Origin of the sequence: Enterobacter sp. K16B (assembly GCF_020216105.1) — a bacterium.
Lineage (GTDB): Bacteria > Pseudomonadota > Gammaproteobacteria > Enterobacterales > Enterobacteriaceae > Enterobacter > Enterobacter sichuanensis.
Genome location: NZ_JAIWJZ010000140.1, coordinates 1 through 19624, shown reverse-complemented (window position 1 = coordinate 19624; position 19624 = coordinate 1). Strand labels below are relative to the sequence as shown.

The window sequence follows — 19624 nt, the reverse complement described above, 5'->3', positions numbered from 1 at the left end:
CCGGCCTACAAACCCCGTAGGCCCGTGCAAGCGAAGCGCCGCCGGGCAAGACATCAATGATAGGTCTTAATAATCTCCAGCACGCCGTTAATAATAAACTGCACGCCCATACAGACCAGCAAGAAGCCCATTAGACGGGAAATCGCCTCGATACCGCCCTTGCCTACCCAGCGCATAATCGCGCCGGAGCTGCGCAGAGAGATCCACACGATCGCCCCAATAATCGCAAAAATCAGCGGTGGCGCTACCGTCAGCACCCAGTCCGGGAAGGTTGAACTGTCACGCACCGTCGACGCGGAGCTGATAATCATCGCGATGGTCCCCGGCCCCGCCGTGCTCGGCATGGCAATCGGCACGAAGGCGATATTCGCACTCGGTTCGGTTTCCAGCTCTTCAGATTTGCTGGCCGCTTCCGGTGACTCATGGGCTTTTTGCGCCGGGAACAGCATACGGAAACCGATAAAGGCGACAATCAGCCCCCCGGCAATACGCAAGCCGGGAATGGAAATCCCGAAGGTGTTCATCACCACCTGACCGGCGTAATACGCCACCATCATGATGGCGAAGACATATACGGAGGCCATCAACGACTGATGATTGCGCTCGGCGCTGTTCATGTTCCCTGCCAGTCCGAGGAAAAGCGCCACCGTCGTTAACGGGTTTGCCAACGGCAGCAAGACCACCAGCCCAAGGCTGATTGCTTTAAGTAAATCCAGCATAGTGTGTTGTTGTCCTTATCCATAGTTAACACCGCAATTATAGGGTGAAAAGGTGACATTCAGCCATCGTTGCAGCGTGACGATTATTTCCTGCCTGAAATGATAATCCTCAGTTATCTATCTGATTTGAAAGACCACAAAAAAAGTTCATGAAACGTTTTAGCAATTCGTGGCATCGGCTGATTCATTCAGTTGACTTATACTTGCCTGAGCAATAATATCTGCCGTGACTAACTACTTGCCAGGGCAACCATTGTGAAAAGCACCAGTGATATCTTTAACGACGTTGTTCCGCTGGGTCGTCTTATTCATATGGTAAATCAGAAAAAAGATCGCCTGCTCAACGACTATCTGTCACCGCTGGATATCACCGCGACACAGTTCAAAGTGCTGTGTTCCATTCGCTGCGAAGTGTGTATCACACCGGTTGAGCTGAAAAAGGTGCTCTCTGTCGATCTGGGTGCGCTCACCCGCATGCTCGATCGTCTCGTCTGCAAAGGATGGGTAGAACGAAGCCCTAACCCGAATGACAAACGCGGCGTACTGGTAAAGCTGACCAGCGATGGCGCGGCCATGTGCGAGCAATGTCATCAATTAGTAGGACAAACACTGCATCAGGAACTAACAAAAAACCTAACGGCAGATGAAGTGGCAACGCTTGAGCTTCTGCTCAAGAAAATTCTGCCGTAATCAGAAAAAAGAGGTATGACGATGTCCAGACGCAATACTGACGCTATCACCATTCATAGCATTTTGGACTGGATCGAGGACAACCTGGAATCGCCGCTCTCCCTTGAAAAAGTGTCAGAGCGTTCAGGTTACTCCAAATGGCACCTGCAACGGATGTTCAAAAAAGAGACCGGCCATTCATTAGGTCAATATATTCGCAGCCGCAAGCTGACGGAAATTGCCCAGAAGCTGAAAGAAAGCAATGAGCCGATCCTTTATCTGGCGGAGCGTTATGGATTTGAATCGCAACAAACCCTGACGCGTACGTTCAAGAACTATTTTGACGTGCCGCCTCATAAGTACCGCATCACCAGCGTACCCGGTGAATCCCGATACCTGTATCCGTTAAAACACTGTAGTTAATCATCGCCTGTAACAGACGTAACCGAGGAAATCATGAACGTTACCGCCTCCGCCGCCCTCGCCTTGCTGGTGCTCTTCTCCAGCCAGACCTTCGCGGAGCAAACCCCTCGTGCAACGCAGCAAAATAATCCTGATACGATGATTTTGCCGTCAGCACATGACCAGTCGCCTTATGATTTCAACCATATGGGTGCTGGTAGCGACAAATCCGACGAATTAGGCGTGCCTTACTATAATCAGCACCGCCTCTGATTCGTTTTTGCCCCGCCGATGCGGGGCTTTTTTCTTTCTTATCCCCGCACCCGCGCCGTCCGGCGCACGCGCAGGCCAAACACGTTGATGTACAGCCCGGCCATGATCAGCACCGCGCCAAGCAGCTGCAGGGCGCTCAGTTTTTCGTCCAGTAAAATAGCGGCACTGGCCAGCCCAACGACCGGCACCAGCAGCGACAACGGCGCCACGCGCCAGGTTTCATATCGCCCGAGCAGCGATCCCCAGATACCGTACCCGATAATCGTGGCGACAAACGCCAGATAGACCAGCGACAAAATGGTGATGAGGTCGATTTCAACCAGGCTCGTCAGCATCACTGCCGGACCGTCGAATATCAGGGACGCGACCATAAACGGTACCACCGGGATCAGCGCGCTCCACACGACCAGAGACATCACCTGCGGACGCGCCTCATGCTGCATGATCAGTTTGTTGAAAATATTCCCGCAGGCCCAGCTCAGGCCCGCGGCCAGCGTCAGCATAAAGCCGAGCAGCGCCACGTGCTGACCATTCAGGCTGGCCTCAATCAGCACCAGCACGCCAAACACCGCCAGCGTAATGCCCGCCAGCTGTTTTCCCTGCAGACGCTCGCCAAACACAAACGCCCCCAGAATGATGGTAAAGAACGCCTGCGCCTGTAACACCAGCGAAGCAAGCCCGGCGGGCATACCAAATTTAATGGCGCAGAACAGAAACGCAAACTGGCCAAAACTGATGGTCAGGCCGTAGCCCAGCAGCAGTTTAAAGGGGATTCTGGGACGGGCGACAAACAGCAGCGCCGGGAACGCCACCAGCATAAAACGCAAACCGGCCAGCATCAGCGGCGGCATGTTGTGCAAGCCCAGCTTGATGACCACAAAATTGAGTCCCCATACGATGACCACCAGCAACGCCAGCAGTCCGTCTTTACGCGTCATACCCTGCCCCTGAATTATTAATAATTTGTTAACAGTTCAAGGTAACAGAAAAAAGCGTGCCACGAGAAGATCATTAATTCTGGCAGTCAGGCGAAGCACTTACGGATAAATTGGGTGCTATACAAGGCCCTTATGTCGTGATACTCCTTTCAGGACACAACATAAAAAGCATAAGCATTTGTCGGGCAGGAATATGAAACCATCTCTCCGGCGCTCAACCGCAGCGCTGCTGGCATCGTCATTGTTATTAACCATTGGTCGTGGGGCAACGCTGCCGTTTATGACCATTTATCTCACGCGCGTCTACAGCATGAGCGTCGAGAATATTGGTTACGCCCTGACCGTGGCGCTGACCATTGGCGTGGTGTTCAGCCTGGGGTTTGGCATTCTGGCCGATAAGTTTGATAAAAAACGCTACATGCTGATTGCCATCGTGGCGTTTATCGCCGGGTTTGTGGCGATCCCGCTGGTGAATAACGTCACGCTGGTGGTGCTGTTCTTTGCGCTGATCAACTGCGCCTATTCGGTCTTTTCGACGGTGCTGAAAGCCTGGTTCTCCGACGTGCTGACCTCCAGTGAAAAAGCCCGCGTTTTTTCCCTGAACTACAGTTTCCTGAATATTGGCTGGACGATCGGGCCGCCCATTGGCACCCTGCTGGTCATGTACAGCCTGCAGCTGCCGTTCTGGCTGGCCGCTTTCTGCGCCGCGCTGCCGCTGGGGTTTATCCATTTCTTTGTGCAAAAAAGCGTGGCGTTAGACACCGCCGAAGAGCAGACGGCGTGGCAGCCGTCGGTCCTGCTGAAAGACCGCGCGCTCTTCTGGTACACGCTCTCCGGCCTGCTCGCGTCATACGTCGGCGGATCGTTCGCGAGCTGCATTTCGCAGTATGTTCTGGCCGCACATGCGGACAGTGATTTCGCCGAAAAGGTGGTCGCGGTGGTGCTGCCCGTCAACGCCGCCGTGGTGGTGACGCTGCAGTACGCACTCGGTCGCAAGATCTCAGCCAGCAATATTCGTCCGTTGATGACCGCCGCCACGCTGTTTTTTATCGTCGGTCTGGCTGGCTTTATGCTCTCCGGGGAAAACCTGATTTACTGGGGCATTGCTGCCGCCATCTTTACGCTGGGTGAGATTATCTATGCGCCGGGTGAATACATGCTGATCGACAATATCGCCCCGCCGGGGATGAAAGCCAGCTACTTCTCCGCCCAGGCGCTCGGCTGGCTCGGCGCGGCGGCCAACCCGATGATCACCGGTATTATCCTGACGAACCTGCCGCACTGGTCGTTGTTTGTGATAATGATGGCCGCGATTATTGTGGCGTGGCTGATGATTTTGCGTGGGATGAGCGTCAAGGCATGGTGCGAGTCACCCAAAGCGGCGTAGCGAATATAGGCCGGGTAAGGCGAAGCCGCCACCCGGCAAAAGCAACATCAACGGCCTAGTGGTGCAACATCTCCTCCACCACCTGCTGTTTGTACATCTCGTTCGGATAATAGGTCGGCCAGTTATCCATCTCCTTCAGCAGCGCCTCCTGGGAAGTGTTGCCCATGAAAATATGAAAATGTGAAGAGGCCTTCGGCGCGATGGTGTGGTCGCTGAACTGCACAAACTTCGGCGCCTTGCTGCTGGCGTCCTGACACTCAAACAGATAGCGAACGCCCTTTTTTCCGGACGCGTAAGTCAAAATTTTGTAGCCGCTGTAGTCATAACGACAGCTGCTGACCGTTTTGCCTTTATGGAATTCCATCACGTTATTTTCGATGCCGATGGCATCCACATCGGTTGCATACCCCGTGCGGTAGTAGGCTTTCACCTGATCAAAGGTTTTGCTTTTATCCTGCTGCGCTTTCTTCCTGAAGACCGGATCCAGCGAGCCATCCAGCAGGAACGGATAGACGGACTGCCAGGTGCCGTCCCAGTCGGACAGTTTTCTGTCCTTAACATCGTTGTCCTCAAAGACGCCATTCGCCGCCTTCTGTTCCGCTTCGCTCATCGCGTGACCGTGCGAGTGGGCAAACAGCTGGCCGCTGACCAGCAGCGCCCCCAGCGTTATGGCAAATTTTCCAATATGTGCAGCCAACATAACACCCTCATTCCGTTTTATCAGAGCGAGAATGTTATAATATAACATTTCAAATCGCAACCAGCCCGCGAACGCCCTCCTGCTCCATGTTTTCACCCCGTCCACGCTGAATGATGGTGCCGCGTGACATCAGCAGGTAGCTGTCCGCCAGGTCGGCGGCAAAGTCATAAAACTGCTCAACCAGCAGGATCGCCATATCCCCTCTGTCTGCCAGCTGGCGGATCACCTGGCCAATCTCCTTAATCACCGAAGGTTGTATGCCTTCGGTGGGTTCATCGAGGATCAGCAGCTGCGGACGGCTCGCCAGCGCGCGACCAATCGCCAGCTGCTGCTGTTGACCACCGGAGAGATCGCCCCCGCGCCGGTGTTTCATCTCTTTGAGTACCGGGAACAGCTGCCAGATCTCCTCCGGTACCTGCTTCGCCTCGCGGGCGGGAAAGCGCGACAGCCCCAGCAGCAGATTCTCCTCCACGGTCAGACGCGGAAAAATCTCACGGCCCTGGGGGACGTACGCCACGCCCGACTGCACCCGCTGGTGCGGCTTGCTGTGGGTGATCGTTTTCCCCTGCCAGATGACCTCCCCGGTTTTCGCCGGGATCAGCCCCATCAGGCACTTCAGCAGCGTGGTTTTCCCCACGCCGTTGCGCCCCAGCAGGCAGGTAACTTCCCCGGTGACCGCCTCAAAGCTCACGCCGCGCAGGATATGACTGCCGCCGTAATACTGATTCAGTTCGTTGACCTGTAACATTCCCTCTCCTTAACGTCCCAGATAGACCTCAATCACCTGCTCGTTGGCCTGCACCTCACGAAGCGAACCTTCCGCCAGCACGCGCCCCTGATGCAGCACCGTCACGTGGTCAGCGATGGTTTCCACAAAGCCCATGTCGTGCTCCACCACCATCAGGGAGTGCTTGCCCGCCAGCGTCCTGAACAACTCCGCGGTATACTCCGTTTCCGCATCGGTCATCCCGGCGGCGGGCTCGTCCAGCAGCAACAGATGCGGGTCCTGCACCAGCAGCATACCAATTTCCAGGAACTGTTTTTGTCCGTGGGAAAGCAGTCCGGCCCGGCGGTCCCGCTCGTTGCTGAGCCGCAATAAAGCCAGCATCTCATCAATGCGATCGCGCTGCTCACCGTTGAGCGTTGCCCGCAGGCTGGCCCAGACGGATTTATCAGTTTTCATGGCGATCTCCAGGTTTTCCCACACCGTCAGCGCTTCAAAGACCGTGGGTTTCTGGAATTTTCGGCCTATTCCCTGGCGGGCAATCGCCGCAGGCTCCAGCGTGGTAAGATCGATCGTCTGATCGTAAATGGCGCGCCCGCTTTTCGGTCGCGTCTTGCCGGTGATGACGTCCATCAGCGTGGTTTTACCGGCCCCGTTGGGGCCAATCACGCAGCGCAGTTCGCCTACGCCGATATTCAGCGAGAGATCGGTCAGCGCCTGAAAACCATCAAAACTGACGTTGATGGATTCAAGCTGCAGTACCGGGTCGGTCTGTTCGCGGTAACGATCGCCGGGCAACTGGCGGGTGAATAACCCTTCGGCTGGCTGCATTATTTCTCTCCCTTACGAAACAGGCCGTAGACGCCGCGCGGCAAAAACAGCGTGACGGCGATAAAAATCAATCCCAGAAACAGCTGCCAGTATTCCGGCATCGCGACGGTGAAAAGGCTCTTTGCCCCGTTGACCAGCGCCGCGCCAATGACCGGCCCCACCAGCGTGCCGCGCCCGCCAAGCGCGACCCAGATGGCGGCCTCTATCGAGTTCGTCGGCGACATTTCGCCGGGGTTAATAATGCCCACCTGCGGGACATACAGCGCCCCGGCCAGGCCGCACAGCACCGCGGAGAGCGTCCACACCAGCAGCTTGAACCCGCGCGGATCGTATCCGCAAAACGTCAGGCGGTTTTCGGCGTCGCGAACGGCAGTGAGAATGCGGCCAAACTTGCTCTTCGCCAGCGCAAACCCGATGCCCAGCGCCAGGAGCAGCAACAGCACGGTTGCCAGAAACAGCGCAATACGCGTGGTCGTCTCCGTTACCGCAAAACCCAGCAGCGTGGTGAAGCCGGTAAAGCCGTTATTGCCGCCAAAACCGGTTTCGTTGCGAAAGAACAGCAGCATCCCGGCATAGGTCAGCGCCTGAGTCATGATCGAGAAATAGACCCCTTTGATCCTGGAGCGGAAGGCAAACCAGCCAAACACCAGCGCCAGCAGCCCCGGGACCATCACAATCAGCACCAGCGCCCAGGCAAAATGCTGGGTACCCCACCAGAACCACGGCAGTTCGCTCCAGGAGAGAAACGACATAAACGCCGGCAGACCGTCACCCGCCGCCTGGCGCATCAGGTACATGCCCATCGCGTAGCCGCCAAGGGCGAAGAAGATGCCATGCCCCAGGGACAACATACCGGCGTAGCCCCACACCAGATCCAGCGCCACCGCCACAATGGCATAGCAGAGGATCTTACCGAGCAGCGTCAGCATCCAGGTTGACAGCGCCAGCGGATGCGTCGCCGGCAGTAAGGCGAAAAACGGCAGTATCAGCAGGCACACCACCAGCAGGCTGCCGGCAATCTGCGTTGTGCGTGGCGCTTTGCGCGCCAGCGTTAAGGTCAGCGGCTGGCTCATCAGTCAATCACCCTCCCTTTCAGCGCAAACAGCCCCTGAGGGCGTTTCTGAATAAACAGCACGATCGCCACCAGAATCAAAATTTTACCCAGCACCGCCCCCATCTGCGGTTCAAGGATTTTATTGAAGATCCCCAGACCAAACGCCGCGGCCACGCTGCCTGCCAGCTGGCCTACGCCACCGAGAACGACCACGAGGAACGAGTCGATAATGTATCCCTGACCGAGCTCCGGCCCGACGTTCCCAAGCTGGGAAAGCGCCACGCCGCCCAGACCGGCAATGCCTGAGCCCAGCCCGAACGCCAGCATGTCGACGCGCCCGGTCGGCACCCCGCAACAGGCGGCCATGCTGCGGTTTTGCGTCACCGCCCGCACGTTCAGCCCCAGACGGGTTTTATTCAGAATGAGCCAGGTGAAGAACAGCACCAGCAGCACGAAGCCCAGCACCACGATGCGGTTCCACGGCAGGGTCAGGTTGGCAAAAACCTGCACCCCGCCGGAAAGCCATGCCGGGTTAGCTACCTCCAGGTTCTGCGCACCAAACGTCATGCGCACCAGCTGGATAAGCATCAGGCTGATCCCCCACGTCGCCAGCAGCGTTTCCAGAGGACGACCGTACAAATGACGGATCACGGTGCGCTCCAGCACCATCCCGATGCCCGCCGTCAGGCAGAAGGCGACCGGCAGCGCGATGACCGGATAAAGCGCCAGCCACTGAGGAGCAAGCCCGGCCATTGTCTGCTGCACCATCCATGTGGCATACGCCCCCAGCATCAGCATCTCGCCGTGGGCCATATTAATCACGCCCAGCAGGCCGTAGGTGATGGCAAGCCCCAGCGCCGCCAGCAGCAGCACCGACCCCAGCGACAAGCCCATAAACGCCTGGCCCAGCAGATCGCCCCACATCAGACGGTGCTGGATCTGGCGAAGGCTCTCCTGCGCGGCTGCGCGAACCCCGGCGTCAGGCTCGGTCTGTGTCTGGGTAAACGGAGTCAGCCTGGACGCCACGTCCGGATCGTCGGACTGCCCGAGCCGTTCGACTGCCGTGCGACGGATTTCAGCCTGCGGGCTGGTCAGCTGGAGATTCGCCACCGCCAGTAACAGCGCCTGACGCGCCACCATGTCCGTTTCATCCGTCAACCGTTTTTCCAGAAAGGCGAGCATGCCTGGCTGGGCATCGCGCTGGAGCTGGCGCGCCGCTGCGCGCCTTTCGGTGACACTGTCACTCACAAGCTGATGGGTGGCGATGGCCGTCGCAGCGAGCACCCGCAGCCGGTTCGTCAGACGAACGGCTTTGGTTGGCCCCGCTGCTGCCTGGCTTTCGCCCAGCGGGATGATGTCGCCATTGCGTTGTGCAAAAGCGTGCTTTTGCGTATCAACAAAGAGGTTTTCCTGTTGCAGCGCCTGCAGCAGCGGCAACCTTGCCGCCTCCGGCGAGGCGGCCCACTGCGTCAGCAGTTCCGCCTGCTGGCTCCGACTGGCGGCAACAAAACGATCGGCATCCGATGCCTGCGCCATCCCTGGCAGCAGTCCGGTAAGCCATACAAGCGCGACGATCGTGCGTATGAAGTTCATGGCTTTCTCCCTGCGGGAATGGCTTAGTTGCTGGCGGTTTTCATCGGCTGATCGGGCTTTTTGTCATTCCCGGCGATGAACGGGCTCCACGGCTGGGCACGTACCGGCTGTTCCGTCTGCCACACCACGTTAAACTGACCGTTGCCTTCGATTTCGCCGATCATGACCGGCTTGTGCAGGTGATGGTTGGTGGCATCCATCGTGAGCGTAAAGCCAGACGGCGCCTTAAAGGACTGACCGGCCATTGCCGCACGTACTTTATCCACATCGGTGGTGCCCGCTTTCTCCACCGCCTGCGCCCACATATGGATGCCCACGTAAGTGGCTTCCATCGGGTCGTTGGTCACCACGGTATCGGCGTTCGGCAGCTTGTGCGCTTTGGCATAGGCTTTATAGTCCGCCACGAAGGCCTGGTTGGTTGGGTTATCAACGGATTCAAAGTAGTTCCACGCCGCCAGGTTGCCCACCAGCGGTTTGGTGTCAATGCCGCGCAGCTCTTCTTCTCCCACGGAGAACGCCACAACCGGCACGTCGGTCGCTTTCAGCCCCTGGTTCGCCAGCTCTTTGTAGAACGGAACGTTGGAGTCGCCGTTGATGGTCGAGACCACGGCAGTTTTGCCGCCGGCAGAGAATTTCTTAATGTTGGCGACAATGGTCTGGTAGTCGCTATGACCAAACGGGGTGTAAACCTCTTCGATGTCTTTATCCTCCACCCCTTTGGAATGCAGGAACGCGCGCAGGATCTTGTTGGTGGTGCGCGGGTAGACGTAGTCCGTGCCCAGCAGGAAGAAGCGCTTCGCCGCGCCGCCGTCTTCACTCATCAGGTATTCCACCGCCGGGATAGCCTGCTGGTTCGGCGCCGCACCGGTATAGAAGACGTTCGGTGACATCTCCTCGCCTTCATATTGCACCGGATAGAATAGCAAACCGTTCAGCTCTTCAAAGACGGGCAGAACGGACTTTCGCGAGACCGACGTCCAGCAGCCGAACACCACCGCCACCTTATCCTGACTTAACAGCTGGCGCGCTTTCTCGGCAAACAGCGGCCAGTTTGAGGCCGGATCCACCACCACCGGCTCCAGTTTCTTACCCAGCACGCCGCCTTTCGCGTTGATCTCATCGATGGTCATCAGGGCGACATCTTTCAGCGGGGTTTCGGAGATGGCCATCGTGCCGGAGAGGGAATGCATGATCCCCACTTTGATGGTATCGGCCGCCTGCACGCCAAAACTCATTCCCATAGCAACGACAGACGCAGACAATGCAAAGGCTTTTAATAAAGTACGACGGTGCATATTTTCACTCCTGAAAAAGAACGCTGTGCGAAGACGTCCGTTACGGCGTGGACGCGGAAATAAATGTCTCAGCGAAGCAGGAGCAAAAAAGATGCCAGAATGGAGAAAGCGTGAATGCAGGGGCTGAAGCGCAGGATGTAAAGAGAACGTCTCAGAATGGCACAGCGCTGCACTTTAATAATGCAGCGCTGAAAAAGCGGGTTTACCAGACTTCACTGGCGATCTGCGTCACCAGGCGGATTTTGTCCCACTGCTGGGTTTCGCTCAGGCTGTTTCCCTCTTCGGTAGAAGCAAAGCCACACTGCGGGCTGAGGCAAATTTGCTCTTTCGCCACGTATTTCGCCGCTTCTTCCACACGCGCCTTCACCCCTTCCGGGTTTTCCAGCTCGCCATTTTTGGTGGTGATAAGCCCCAGCACCACCTGCTGCTTGCCCGGGCGGACAAAGCGCAGCGGCGCGAAATCCCCGCTGCGGTCGTTATCATATTCCAGGAAGAACGCGTCAACGTTAACCGTCCCGAACAGCACTTCCGCCACCGGCTCATAGCCGCCTTCGGAAATCCAGGTTGAGCGGAAGTTACCGCGGCAGACATGCAACCCGATGGTCAAATCGTCCGGTTTGCCCTCCAGGGCCTTGTTCAGCACGCGGGCATAGATACGCGCCAGCTCGTCGGGGTCATCGCCGCGCTCGCGGATCTGACGGCACTGGTCATCCGAGCAGAGATAGGCCCAGACGGTGTCATCCAGCTGCAGGTAACGGCAGCCTGCGTCATAGAAGGCCCGAATGGCGTCGCGCCAGGTGGTCGCCAGATCGTCGAAATAAACCTTCAGGTCCGGATACACCGTCGCGTCTATGTCTTTACGACCGCCGCGGAAATGCAACACGCTCGGGCTCGGAATGGTCATTTTCGGCTCGGCGCTCCCGCTGATGCTTTTCAGATAACGAAAGTCCTCCAGCATCGGATGCTCGCCAAAGCCCAGCTTGCCGGTGACGCGCACGCCGTGAGCTTTAGTTTGCACACCGTTGAACTGAATGCCCTGCTGCGCATCGTAACGCTCTACGCCCTGCAGACCGTCGAAGAAATCAAAGTGCCACCAGGCGCGCCGAAACTCACCGTCGGTGACCACATTCAGCCCACACGCACACTGCTGCTCAACGACATGGCGGATAGCGTCGTTTTCAATGGCGCGAAGCTGCCCGGCGTCAATTTCGCCGCTGGCAAATTTCTGGCGAGCCTGTTTGATGGCATCCGGGCGTAAAAAGCTGCCGACTACATCGGCGCGGAACGGGGCGTGGTGTCGTTGCATGGAAATCTCCTCAGTCTGCCGGTGATAATTGCCCGCAGTGATAATTCATCTCTTGAAGTTTTAGACTTCTGGATGTCTAAATGTCCAAAAAAGATGTCATACCTGCTTTATCCCGGCAAACGAGAAAATTTCACGGGTGATGAAAAAAATTCATCTTCACAGCGCGGCAGCGGTTTCGCTGCTGGCAAAGGCGTACTTTTCATCTTCCCAGCCGGTGATCCCGCCGAGCATAATTTTGACCGGCAGCCCGAGACGCGCCAGCTTCAGCGCGGCTCTGTCCGCACCGTTACAGTGTGGTCCGGCGCAGTAGACGACAAACAGCGTGCCTTCAGGCCACTGGGCCATGCGCCCGGCGGTAATCTGACTCCACGGCATGTGCACTGCGCCGGGGACGTGACGGCGGGCAAACTGCTCCGGGCCGCCGACCACATGAAGCAGCACGAAGTCCTGCTCCTGGTTAACGATGGCATGATGCACATCGGCACAATCGGTTTCGACGCTCAGACGGCGCAGAAAATGGGTGACGGCTTCCTGCGGCTCGGCAGCCGGAAATTCAGTAACATAGCTCATGATCCTTCCTCATCTTTGGCGTTTGTGTTAACACTACTCTATCCACAAATTCAGCCGGTGAATGCGCTCACGTATGCCAGAAAACAGCAAAAAGATGACAAACTTAAGACAGCATCCCCGCCCGAAGGTGGTGGTGCTGGCCTATGACGGTCTGTGTACCTTCGAATTCGGCGTGGCGGTGGAGATCTTCGGCCTGCCGCGCCCCGAGCTCGGCGACAACTGGTACCGTTTTGCGGTGGCGAGCGTGGATAGCGGTGAACTGCGGGCGACGGGCGGGATCCGTATCATTACCGATGGCGATCTCTCCCTGCTTGAATCTGCCGATCTGATCGTGGTGCCGGGCTGGCGGGGGCTGGAGTCACCGGTTCCGGAGACGCTCTGCCACGCGTTACGCCAGGCCAGCGCGCGGGGCTGTCAGCTGTTGTCCATCTGTTCAGGCGTGTTTGTGCTGGCCGCGTCGGGGCTGCTGAACGGACGTAAAGCCACAACGCACTGGCGTTATATTGACGCACTTAAAGCCCGTTACCCTGATATCGAGGTGGTTGAGGATGTGCTCTACCAGGACGAAGGCGATATTCTGACCTCCGCAGGCAGTGCGGCGGGGATCGATCTCTGTCTGCATGTCGTGCGACGGGATTATGGCATGGAAACCGCCAACAGCGTGGCGCGCCGGCTGGTTATTCCGCCACACAGGGATGGTTCGCAGCCGCAGCAGCTGAGCCGCCCGGTGGCGCAATTGCGGGAAAGCCAGCGACTTGGCCAGCTGTTTGATTTTTTGCACAAGCATCTTAATGAAGCGCACAGTGTCGACTCACTGGCGCGTCGGGTTGGGATGAGCCAGCGCACCTTTCTGCGTCGCTTCGAGGCGGCGACGGGAACCACGCCAGCCCGCTGGTTACTCCATGAGCGCCTGTTGCGGGCGAAAGATTATCTGGAAAGCAGTCGGTTAAGCATCGACAGCATTGCTGAACAGACCGGATTTGGTCAGGCATCGACGCTGCGTCATCATTTTCGCCAACAGTTCGCGCTTTCCCCGGCCCAGTATCGCAAACAATTTTCACGTCCGGATGCTGTTCGCTAAGGAGCCAGTCCGGACATCGGCATTTACGATTAACAAGGGAGCACCTGATGGTCACCACCCACGTTTTTATCGCCGTCAGTCTTGATGGCTACATCGCCCGGGAGAATGACGATATTGACTGGTTATTGCAGCGCGACGATCCGACCGAAGACCATGGCTATACGGCGTTCATTGCGGACAAAGAGTGGATCGTCATGGGGCGCGGAAGCTATGAGAAGGTGGTGACCTTTGACACCTGGCCGTATGACAGGCCGGTGCTGGTGCTCTCCCGACAGCTGGCCGACACGCCCGTGCCGGAGGCGCTGAAGGGCAAAGTGCAGTTCTCCCGCCGTGCGCCAAAGGAGGTACTGGACGATCTGGCGGCGCAAAATGTCCATCGCGTCTATCTCGATGGTGGGCAGGTCATACAGTCGTTCCTGCGCGAAGGACTGGTGGCCGATATGGTGATTACTACCGTTCCTGTCCTGCTTGGCTCGGGAAAACCGCTGTTTGGCACCCTTCCACGGGATATCGATTTGATACTGGTATCCAGCCGCAGCTTCCCTTCGGGCCTGGTACAGTCGCACTATCGGGTCACGACATAACGCGGGTAGCGCCACTGCTGGCAAAAAAAAACCGCCATTATCTGGCGGTAAATGCTTGCATGGATAGATTTGTATTTTGGTCTCTACGTCCCGACACGTCATGGCCGGGCAGCGGATCCCCTACAACCTATCACTCTTTATCTCAACGAACCTTAAACAGCCCTGTTAACCCGCCTGGGTATTGATTTGCAAATAACGCATCAGGCCCTGCTCAGCGCTTTGTCTGGCATCATCATTGATGGCCTCAAGATAAAACGAACGCGACACGCCATAAGGCGCTTTTTCGGACGGATAGACCGCAAACTGGAATGTTTTTCCGCGCGTCTTGTGGGTGCAGTCTAATTCCCAGCGTTCGTCGTTAATTTTGATGCTATTACAATCAACGCGTCCATAATCGCTGGTTAAATATGATCCTACGCGAGCTTCTGCAGAGTGAATATATTCAGGTGCGTCATTACTGACATAACGAGCGCCAGCCGCGGCCCCTGCTGCAACCACCACAAGCGCCAACACCATTATTTTTTTCATTTATTAAGACCCGTTCCTTAGCCAGAGAATTCTTATTATATAGGATTTATCTCTAAAATTATTGTCCAGTTTTATACCAGAAATGGCGGTTTATCGGCGGTATCTCAATTTTAAGAAAAGTCTCAATATGGTGTTAATTCGACAAAACCTGACAATGGCTTTGCGTTAATTTGAATTTTTGAATAATAACATAATGCAATTATTGCCATGATAGTCCGCGTTCTTATTCTGTGGTGAAGAGATAATGAGAAAAGGCCTGGCACTGGTGATGTTGCTCTGCGCCCTGTTTTCGGGGCAGCTTATGGCGGGGCACAAAGGACATGAATATATTTGGGTGAAAAACGTGGAACATCAGCTTCGTCATGAAGCCGACAGCGACGAATTGCGAAGCGCGGCGGAAGAGTCGGGGGAGGGTTTGCGCGAGCACCACCTGTGGCAGAAATCGCGCAAACCGGACACGCACGTTCGGTAATTAGCTGCCCTTGCGTTTCGGCAGGGTTTTCATCAGGTCATCCGGGCTGACGGACGCCACAATACTGCCGGGCGGTGGCATTTTGAAGATGTGGTTTTTCATCTTGCCAATCACATGCATTTCGCAGGGACGACAGTCAAATTTAAGGGTCAGGACTTCGTCTCCGTTTACCAGCTGCATCGGGGTGGCCTTCCAGCTTTTGATATTCCCTTTCGCCTGCTTCGGACACAGGTTGAAGGCAAAGCGCAGGCAGTGCTTGGTGATCATCACCGGCACATCGCCCTTCTCTTCATGCGCTTCATACGCCGCGTCGATCAGCTGCACGCCGTGACGATGGTAGAACTCACGAGCTTTATGGTTGTAGACGTTGGCAAGGAAGGACAAATGCGTATCCGGGTAAACGGGCGCAGGGACGGTTTCAGCTTTACGGCTGCCGCGCGGATAGTGCGCCAGGCGTGCCGCATCCAGCATCTCTGCCGTTTCACGGCGGAACGAATTAAGCAGGCTGTTCGGCACGAACAGCGCGTCCGGCAGATTCACCTCGATGGTGCGGGCGTAGTAAATCGTCTGCCCCAGCTTCGCCACGCCTTCCTTCAGGTTGTTAAGCGCTTTTTCGGCGTTATTGGCCACCTCGAACAGACCGTCGAGCGTGTGGGTCACGCTGATGCCATCTTCACAGGTCATGGTCAGAATCAACTGCTCTTCCCAGCCGCCCAGTTCAATATCCACCGCAATGCGGCGTTCGCTGGAGGTTTTCAGCAGCGCCTGCTGCCAGTTATGATCGAGGTTACGGTTAAGCGCCGCGTTTGGTCGCGCTTTGTAGAGATCGGCCGGCATTTCATTCGGCCAGACGCGGTAGCGATTTTCGCCGGTTTTCTCCACCGTATTGGCGCGGAAGCCCACCACTTCACGCTTGATCATCACGTTAAGGCCATCACCGTTCGCCAGCGGCTCTGTCACTTCAACATCCAGGTGATCCTTCGCCACTTTCAGCACTTCACCGACCGGTAAACCGATAAACTTCGGGGAATCAAACGCGCCGATATCCCCTTTGCGGGCATTGACAAAATAGTCCGTGCTGCCGCGGTGGAAGGTTTTGTCCGTCGACGGAATAAAGAAATGCTCGGTGCGGCCGGCCGACGCGCGCGCCAGGTCACCGCGGTCTTCAATAATTGCATCCAGCATCTGGCGATAGTGCGCGGTGATGTTCTTCACGTAGCTCATATCTTTGTAGCGCCCTTCAATCTTGAAGGAGCGCACGCCTGCGTCAATCAGCGCGCCCAGGTTGGCGGTCTGATCGTTATCCTTCATGGAGAGCAGATGTTTTTCGAACGCCACGACGCGGCCCTGATCGTCTTTCAGGGTATAGGGCAGACGGCAGGCCTGAGAACAGTCGCCGCGGTTGGCGCTGCGGCCCGTTTGCGCGTGGGAAATGTTGCACTGACCGGAATAGGCGACGCACAGTGCGCCGTGGATAAAGAACTCAATGGTTGCGTCTGTCGCCTGGTGGATATCGCGGATCTGATTCAGGTTCAGTTCGCGTGCCAGAACGATCTGCGAAAAGCCAACGTCGGAAAGAAACTTCGCCTTCTCTACCGTGCGGATATCACACTGGGTACTGGCATGCAGTTCAATGGGGGGAATATCCAGCTCCAGCACGCCCATGTCCTGCACAATCAGGGCATCGACGCCGGTCTGGTAGAGATCGGTAATCAGACGCTGTGCAGGCTCCAGCTCATCATCATGAAGAATGGTGTTCAGGGTGACGAACACCTTCGCCCCGAAACGGTGGGCGAACGGCACCAGTTCAGCAATATCGCTCAGGCTGTTGCTGGCGTTATGGCGGGCACCGAAGCCAGGGCCGCCAATGTAGACGGCGTCTGCGCCATGAAGGATCGCTTCACGGGCAATGGCGGCGTCGCGGGCCGGGCTTAAAAGTTCAAGATGATGGGATTGCAGGCGCATACTTCGTCGTTATCCGTTATGGTCAAAATGGCGGCTATTGTAGTCAGAAGTATGCGTCAGCGAAACAGTTTTGCGTAGCCTTAGCGGGGATAATGGATCAGCGAATGAAAATGCACCGGCCGGTCGCTGCTGTTACGGTATGCGTGCGGTTTATCACCGGCAAAACGCACGCCTGAATCGGCAGAAAGGGTCTGCCACTGCCCCTCAAGTTTCATCTCCAGCTCACCGCTGATCACCACCACATGTTCAATCACCCCCGCTTCATGCGGCGTGGACTCGCTCAGCGCGCCGGGTGCCAGGGTAATGGAGAAATGATCAAACTTCAGCGTTTCGTCCCACGGAAACAGCGGTTTCACCACCATCGCCTGCTGCTGCGGGTCAAAGACGGCCTGCCGGTCCGCCTCCGGGGTGATAAACGCGGAGAACGGTACGTTCAGTCCGGTGGCGATTTTCCACAGTGTCGACACCGTCGGGCTGGACTCATTGCGCTCAATTTGCCCGAGCATGGCTTTTGATACACCGGTCTCGTCCGCGAGCTTCGACAAACTCCAGCCGCGCGCCTGGCGCAGCGTTTTTAGTGTTGTTGCAAGATGCAGTGTGATGTCCATGTTCCCTCCTGGTGATGACCAGCATACCACTTGTACGCTATAACGCACAGTGTTACCTTATTCCGGACGTTATAACGCACAACGGAGTTCCCATGCGCCCTTCCTCTCATTTCATTCCCGTCACGCTGGCGGGCTTCGTCGCCGTTCTGGTGGGTTACGCCAGTTCTGCCGCCATTATCTGGCAGGCCGCTGCCGCAGCGGGTGCCAGCGCACAGCAGATCGCAGGCTGGATGACCGCCCTGGGAATAGGGATGGGCGTCAGCACGCTGGCGCTTTCCTGGTGGTATAAAGCGCCGGTGCTTACCGCCTGGTCCACGCCCGGTGCCGCGCTGCTGGCCACCAGCCTGCACGGGGTCACGCTGGCGGAAACCATCGGCGTGTTCATCTTTGCCAACGCGCTTATCCTGCTCTGCGGCATCACCGGGTTATTCGCCCGGCTGATGAAGCTGATCCCCCATTCCCTTGCCGCCGCCATGCTGACGGGTGTGCTTTTGCAGTTTGGCCTGCATGCGTTTGCGCATCTTGAAGGGCACTTTTTGCTGTGCGGCAGCATGATTGCGGCATGGCTGCTGGCAAAAGCGCTGGCCCCGCGTTATGCCATCGTGGTCACGCTGCTGGCAGGCGGTATTGTGGCATGGATAAGCGGTGACGTTGTCACCGACAGGCTAACCCTCTCCCTGGTGATGCCTGAATTTGTTGCGCCCACGTTCACCTTCACCAGCCTGGTCAGCATTGGCGTACCCTTCTTCCTCGTGACCATGGCCTCGCAAAATGCGCCGGGGTTCGCCACGATGAAAGCGTCGGGATATCCGCTGGCGGTCTCCCCGCTCATCATCGCGACGGGTGGACTGGCGCTGCTGTTTTCGCCGTTTGGCGTCTTTTCCATCTGCATAGCGGCGATAACCGCCGCCATTTGTCAAAGCCCGGATGCCCACCCGGATGCGGATAAGCGCTGGCTGGCAGCCATTGCCGCTGGCGGGTTTTATCTGCTGGCGGGGATTTTCGGCGGCTCCATTACCGGGTTGATGGCCGCCCTGCCGCTTAGCTGGATCAAGACGCTGGCCGGTCTGGCGCTGCTGGGAACCATCAGCGGGAGTTTATATCAGGCATTACATCACGAAGCGGAGCGCGACGCGGCCATCGTCACGTTTCTGATGACCGCAAGCGGCGTCACGCTGATGGGGATTGGTTCGGCATTCTGGGGACTGGTGTTGGGCGGCCTGTGCTATGCCCTGTTCTCACGCGCTCGCCGCACGTAGCTGTGAGGGTGTCATGCCCGTCACGCTGCGAAAGCGGTTGCTGAAGTGGCTGGCGGAGTTAAACCCGCAGGCCAGCGCAATGTCCGTCAGCGGCATGGAGGTATGCTGCACCAGCTCTTTCGCTTTGACCATTCGCCTGTGCATCACATATTGATGAGGCGCCAGCCCCGTCGACTGGCGAAACATGCGGGCAAAATGGTATTCGCTGAGGGCGGCCTGCGCCGCCAGTTCGGCCAGCGTCAGGGGCTGCCCCAGATTCTCTTCGATAAAGGCCAGCACGTTGCGCAGAACAAACGGCGATAACCCGCCGGTGACGACCGGCAGTTTCCACTGCACGTTGGCGTAGTTTTGCAGCAGATGAGTTAGCAGCAGCGTAGAGGCCGTGCTCAGGGTGAGCTGGTTGGCGTTTTGCTGCCAGTCACAGCCCAGTAAGAACTGGCGATACAGCGCGGTGATCTTGGGATCGCTGCCAAAAATGCGTTCATCCAGGGTCAGCGACAGCGGCCGCTTGTCCCAGATTTTCTCCCCCACGTCGCGCAGGTGCTCATCGGTACAGTAGAGATGCACAAACGACAGGTCATCCCGGATATCCCACGTTGATTCGCTCTCTTTGGGCATCAAACAGAAACGGTCCGGCCCCCCGCCATTTTTCCAGCCGCCCGGCGT

22 protein-coding genes are annotated in these 19624 nt (G+C 57.1%); 8 read left to right on the top strand and 14 right to left on the bottom strand.

All coding sequences use genetic code 11. The features are described 5' to 3' along the window. Positions 1–53: 53 nt before the first annotated feature. Positions 54–719, bottom strand: a complete 666-nt coding sequence (locus LDK53_RS21025; RefSeq protein WP_025756419.1) for a MarC family NAAT transporter — start codon at positions 717–719, stop codon at positions 54–56. 255 nt (positions 720–974) lie between these two features. On the opposite strand from LDK53_RS21025, the gene marR reads away from it, so the two are divergent. From marR to marB, 3 genes are read left to right on the top strand one after another with little or no spacing between them, the layout of a single operon-like run. Then, positions 975–1409: a multiple antibiotic resistance transcriptional regulator MarR gene (marR, locus tag LDK53_RS21020; RefSeq protein ID WP_025756418.1), complete on the top strand. Its 435-nt coding sequence runs from the start codon at positions 975–977 to the stop codon at positions 1407–1409. Positions 1410–1430: 21 nt separating this feature from the next. Continuing rightward, positions 1431–1811, top strand: coding sequence for an MDR efflux pump AcrAB transcriptional activator MarA (gene marA / locus LDK53_RS21015; protein ID WP_008502237.1), 381 nt, complete (start codon positions 1431–1433; stop codon positions 1809–1811). A 33-nt stretch (positions 1812–1844) separates the two neighbouring features. Next, entirely contained in the window at positions 1845–2063 is a 219-nt protein-coding gene (marB, locus tag LDK53_RS21010; RefSeq protein ID WP_025756417.1) for a multiple antibiotic resistance protein MarB, read from the top strand. A gap of 38 nt (positions 2064–2101) precedes the next feature. Here marB and eamA read toward each other — a convergent pair whose 3' ends face one another. Continuing rightward, positions 2102–3001, bottom strand: coding sequence for an O-acetylserine/cysteine exporter (eamA, locus tag LDK53_RS21005; protein ID WP_225287976.1), 900 nt, complete (start codon positions 2999–3001; stop codon positions 2102–2104). 193 nt (positions 3002–3194) lie between these two features. Here eamA and ydeE point away from each other — a divergent pair, with 193 nt between their 5' ends. Further along, positions 3195–4388, top strand: coding sequence for an efflux MFS transporter YdeE (ydeE, locus tag LDK53_RS21000; RefSeq protein ID WP_045284378.1), 1194 nt, complete (start codon positions 3195–3197; stop codon positions 4386–4388). Between the two features lie 55 nt (positions 4389–4443). Here the strand turns inward: ydeE and zinT are convergent, their stop codons facing one another. From zinT to LDK53_RS20960, 8 genes are all read right to left on the bottom strand, one after another. Further along, entirely contained in the window at positions 4444–5085 is a 642-nt protein-coding gene (zinT, locus tag LDK53_RS20995; RefSeq protein WP_225287978.1) for a metal-binding protein ZinT, read from the bottom strand. Positions 5086–5137: 52 nt separating this feature from the next. After that, a complete protein-coding gene (urtE, locus tag LDK53_RS20990; RefSeq protein ID WP_045284377.1) occupies positions 5138–5836 on the bottom strand; it encodes an urea ABC transporter ATP-binding subunit UrtE in 699 nt (232 codons plus the stop codon). A 9-nt stretch (positions 5837–5845) separates the two neighbouring features. Beyond that, the gene (gene urtD, locus LDK53_RS20985; protein ID WP_225287975.1) at positions 5846–6643 is read right to left on the bottom strand and encodes an urea ABC transporter ATP-binding protein UrtD; all 798 of its coding nucleotides are present in this window, start codon (positions 6641–6643) and stop codon (positions 5846–5848) included. Then, complete coding sequence (gene urtC / locus LDK53_RS20980) at positions 6643–7716, bottom strand: urea ABC transporter permease subunit UrtC (RefSeq protein ID WP_225287974.1); 1074 nt, start codon at positions 7714–7716, stop codon at positions 6643–6645. The genes urtD and urtC overlap by 1 nt, the downstream gene beginning before the upstream one ends. Next, positions 7716–9290, bottom strand: a complete 1575-nt coding sequence (gene urtB / locus LDK53_RS20975; RefSeq protein ID WP_225287973.1) for an urea ABC transporter permease subunit UrtB — start codon at positions 9288–9290, stop codon at positions 7716–7718. Before urtB ends, urtC begins: the two co-directional genes overlap by 1 nt. A 23-nt stretch (positions 9291–9313) precedes the next feature. After that, positions 9314–10585 (bottom strand): urea ABC transporter substrate-binding protein, encoded by a 1272-nt coding sequence (urtA, locus tag LDK53_RS20970; RefSeq protein WP_047958573.1) that lies wholly within the window; start codon positions 10583–10585, stop codon positions 9314–9316. A 202-nt stretch (positions 10586–10787) separates the two neighbouring features. Next, on the bottom strand, positions 10788–11891 hold the full coding sequence (locus LDK53_RS20965) for a cobalamin-independent methionine synthase II family protein (protein ID WP_225287972.1): 1104 nt from the start codon (positions 11889–11891) through the stop codon (positions 10788–10790). 156 nt (positions 11892–12047) lie between these two features. Continuing rightward, positions 12048–12461 (bottom strand): rhodanese-like domain-containing protein, encoded by a 414-nt coding sequence (locus LDK53_RS20960; protein ID WP_045284372.1) that lies wholly within the window; start codon positions 12459–12461, stop codon positions 12048–12050. A 73-nt stretch (positions 12462–12534) separates the two neighbouring features. Here LDK53_RS20960 and ftrA point away from each other — a divergent pair, with 73 nt between their 5' ends. Continuing rightward, positions 12535–13542: a transcriptional regulator FtrA gene (ftrA, locus tag LDK53_RS20955; protein WP_225287971.1), complete on the top strand. Its 1008-nt coding sequence runs from the start codon at positions 12535–12537 to the stop codon at positions 13540–13542. Positions 13543–13589: 47 nt separating this feature from the next. Then, positions 13590–14126 (top strand): dihydrofolate reductase family protein, encoded by a 537-nt coding sequence (locus LDK53_RS20950; protein WP_225287970.1) that lies wholly within the window; start codon positions 13590–13592, stop codon positions 14124–14126. 165 nt (positions 14127–14291) lie between these two features. On the opposite strand, the gene LDK53_RS20945 is transcribed toward LDK53_RS20950, so the two are convergent. Further along, positions 14292–14654 (bottom strand): hypothetical protein, encoded by a 363-nt coding sequence (locus tag LDK53_RS20945; protein ID WP_025756405.1) that lies wholly within the window; start codon positions 14652–14654, stop codon positions 14292–14294. 244 nt (positions 14655–14898) lie between these two features. Between LDK53_RS20945 and LDK53_RS20940 the strand changes: the two genes are divergently transcribed. Beyond that, positions 14899–15126: a YncJ family protein gene (locus tag LDK53_RS20940; protein ID WP_263643513.1), complete on the top strand. Its 228-nt coding sequence runs from the start codon at positions 14899–14901 to the stop codon at positions 15124–15126. On the opposite strand, the gene LDK53_RS20935 is transcribed toward LDK53_RS20940, so the two are convergent. Further along, on the bottom strand, positions 15127–17091 hold the full coding sequence (locus LDK53_RS20935) for a peptidase U32 family protein (protein WP_225287969.1): 1965 nt from the start codon (positions 17089–17091) through the stop codon (positions 15127–15129). A gap of 80 nt (positions 17092–17171) precedes the next feature. Continuing rightward, positions 17172–17699, bottom strand: a complete 528-nt coding sequence (locus LDK53_RS20930; protein ID WP_025756402.1) for a helix-turn-helix domain-containing protein — start codon at positions 17697–17699, stop codon at positions 17172–17174. Between the two features lie 92 nt (positions 17700–17791). On the opposite strand from LDK53_RS20930, the gene LDK53_RS20925 reads away from it, so the two are divergent. Next, entirely contained in the window at positions 17792–18958 is a 1167-nt protein-coding gene (locus tag LDK53_RS20925; RefSeq protein ID WP_225287968.1) for a benzoate/H(+) symporter BenE family transporter, read from the top strand. On the opposite strand, the gene LDK53_RS20920 is transcribed toward LDK53_RS20925, so the two are convergent. Then, positions 18938–19624: helix-turn-helix transcriptional regulator (locus LDK53_RS20920; protein ID WP_225287967.1), on the bottom strand; the 687-nt coding region annotated here is incomplete at its 5' end. The genes LDK53_RS20925 and LDK53_RS20920 overlap by 21 nt on opposite strands.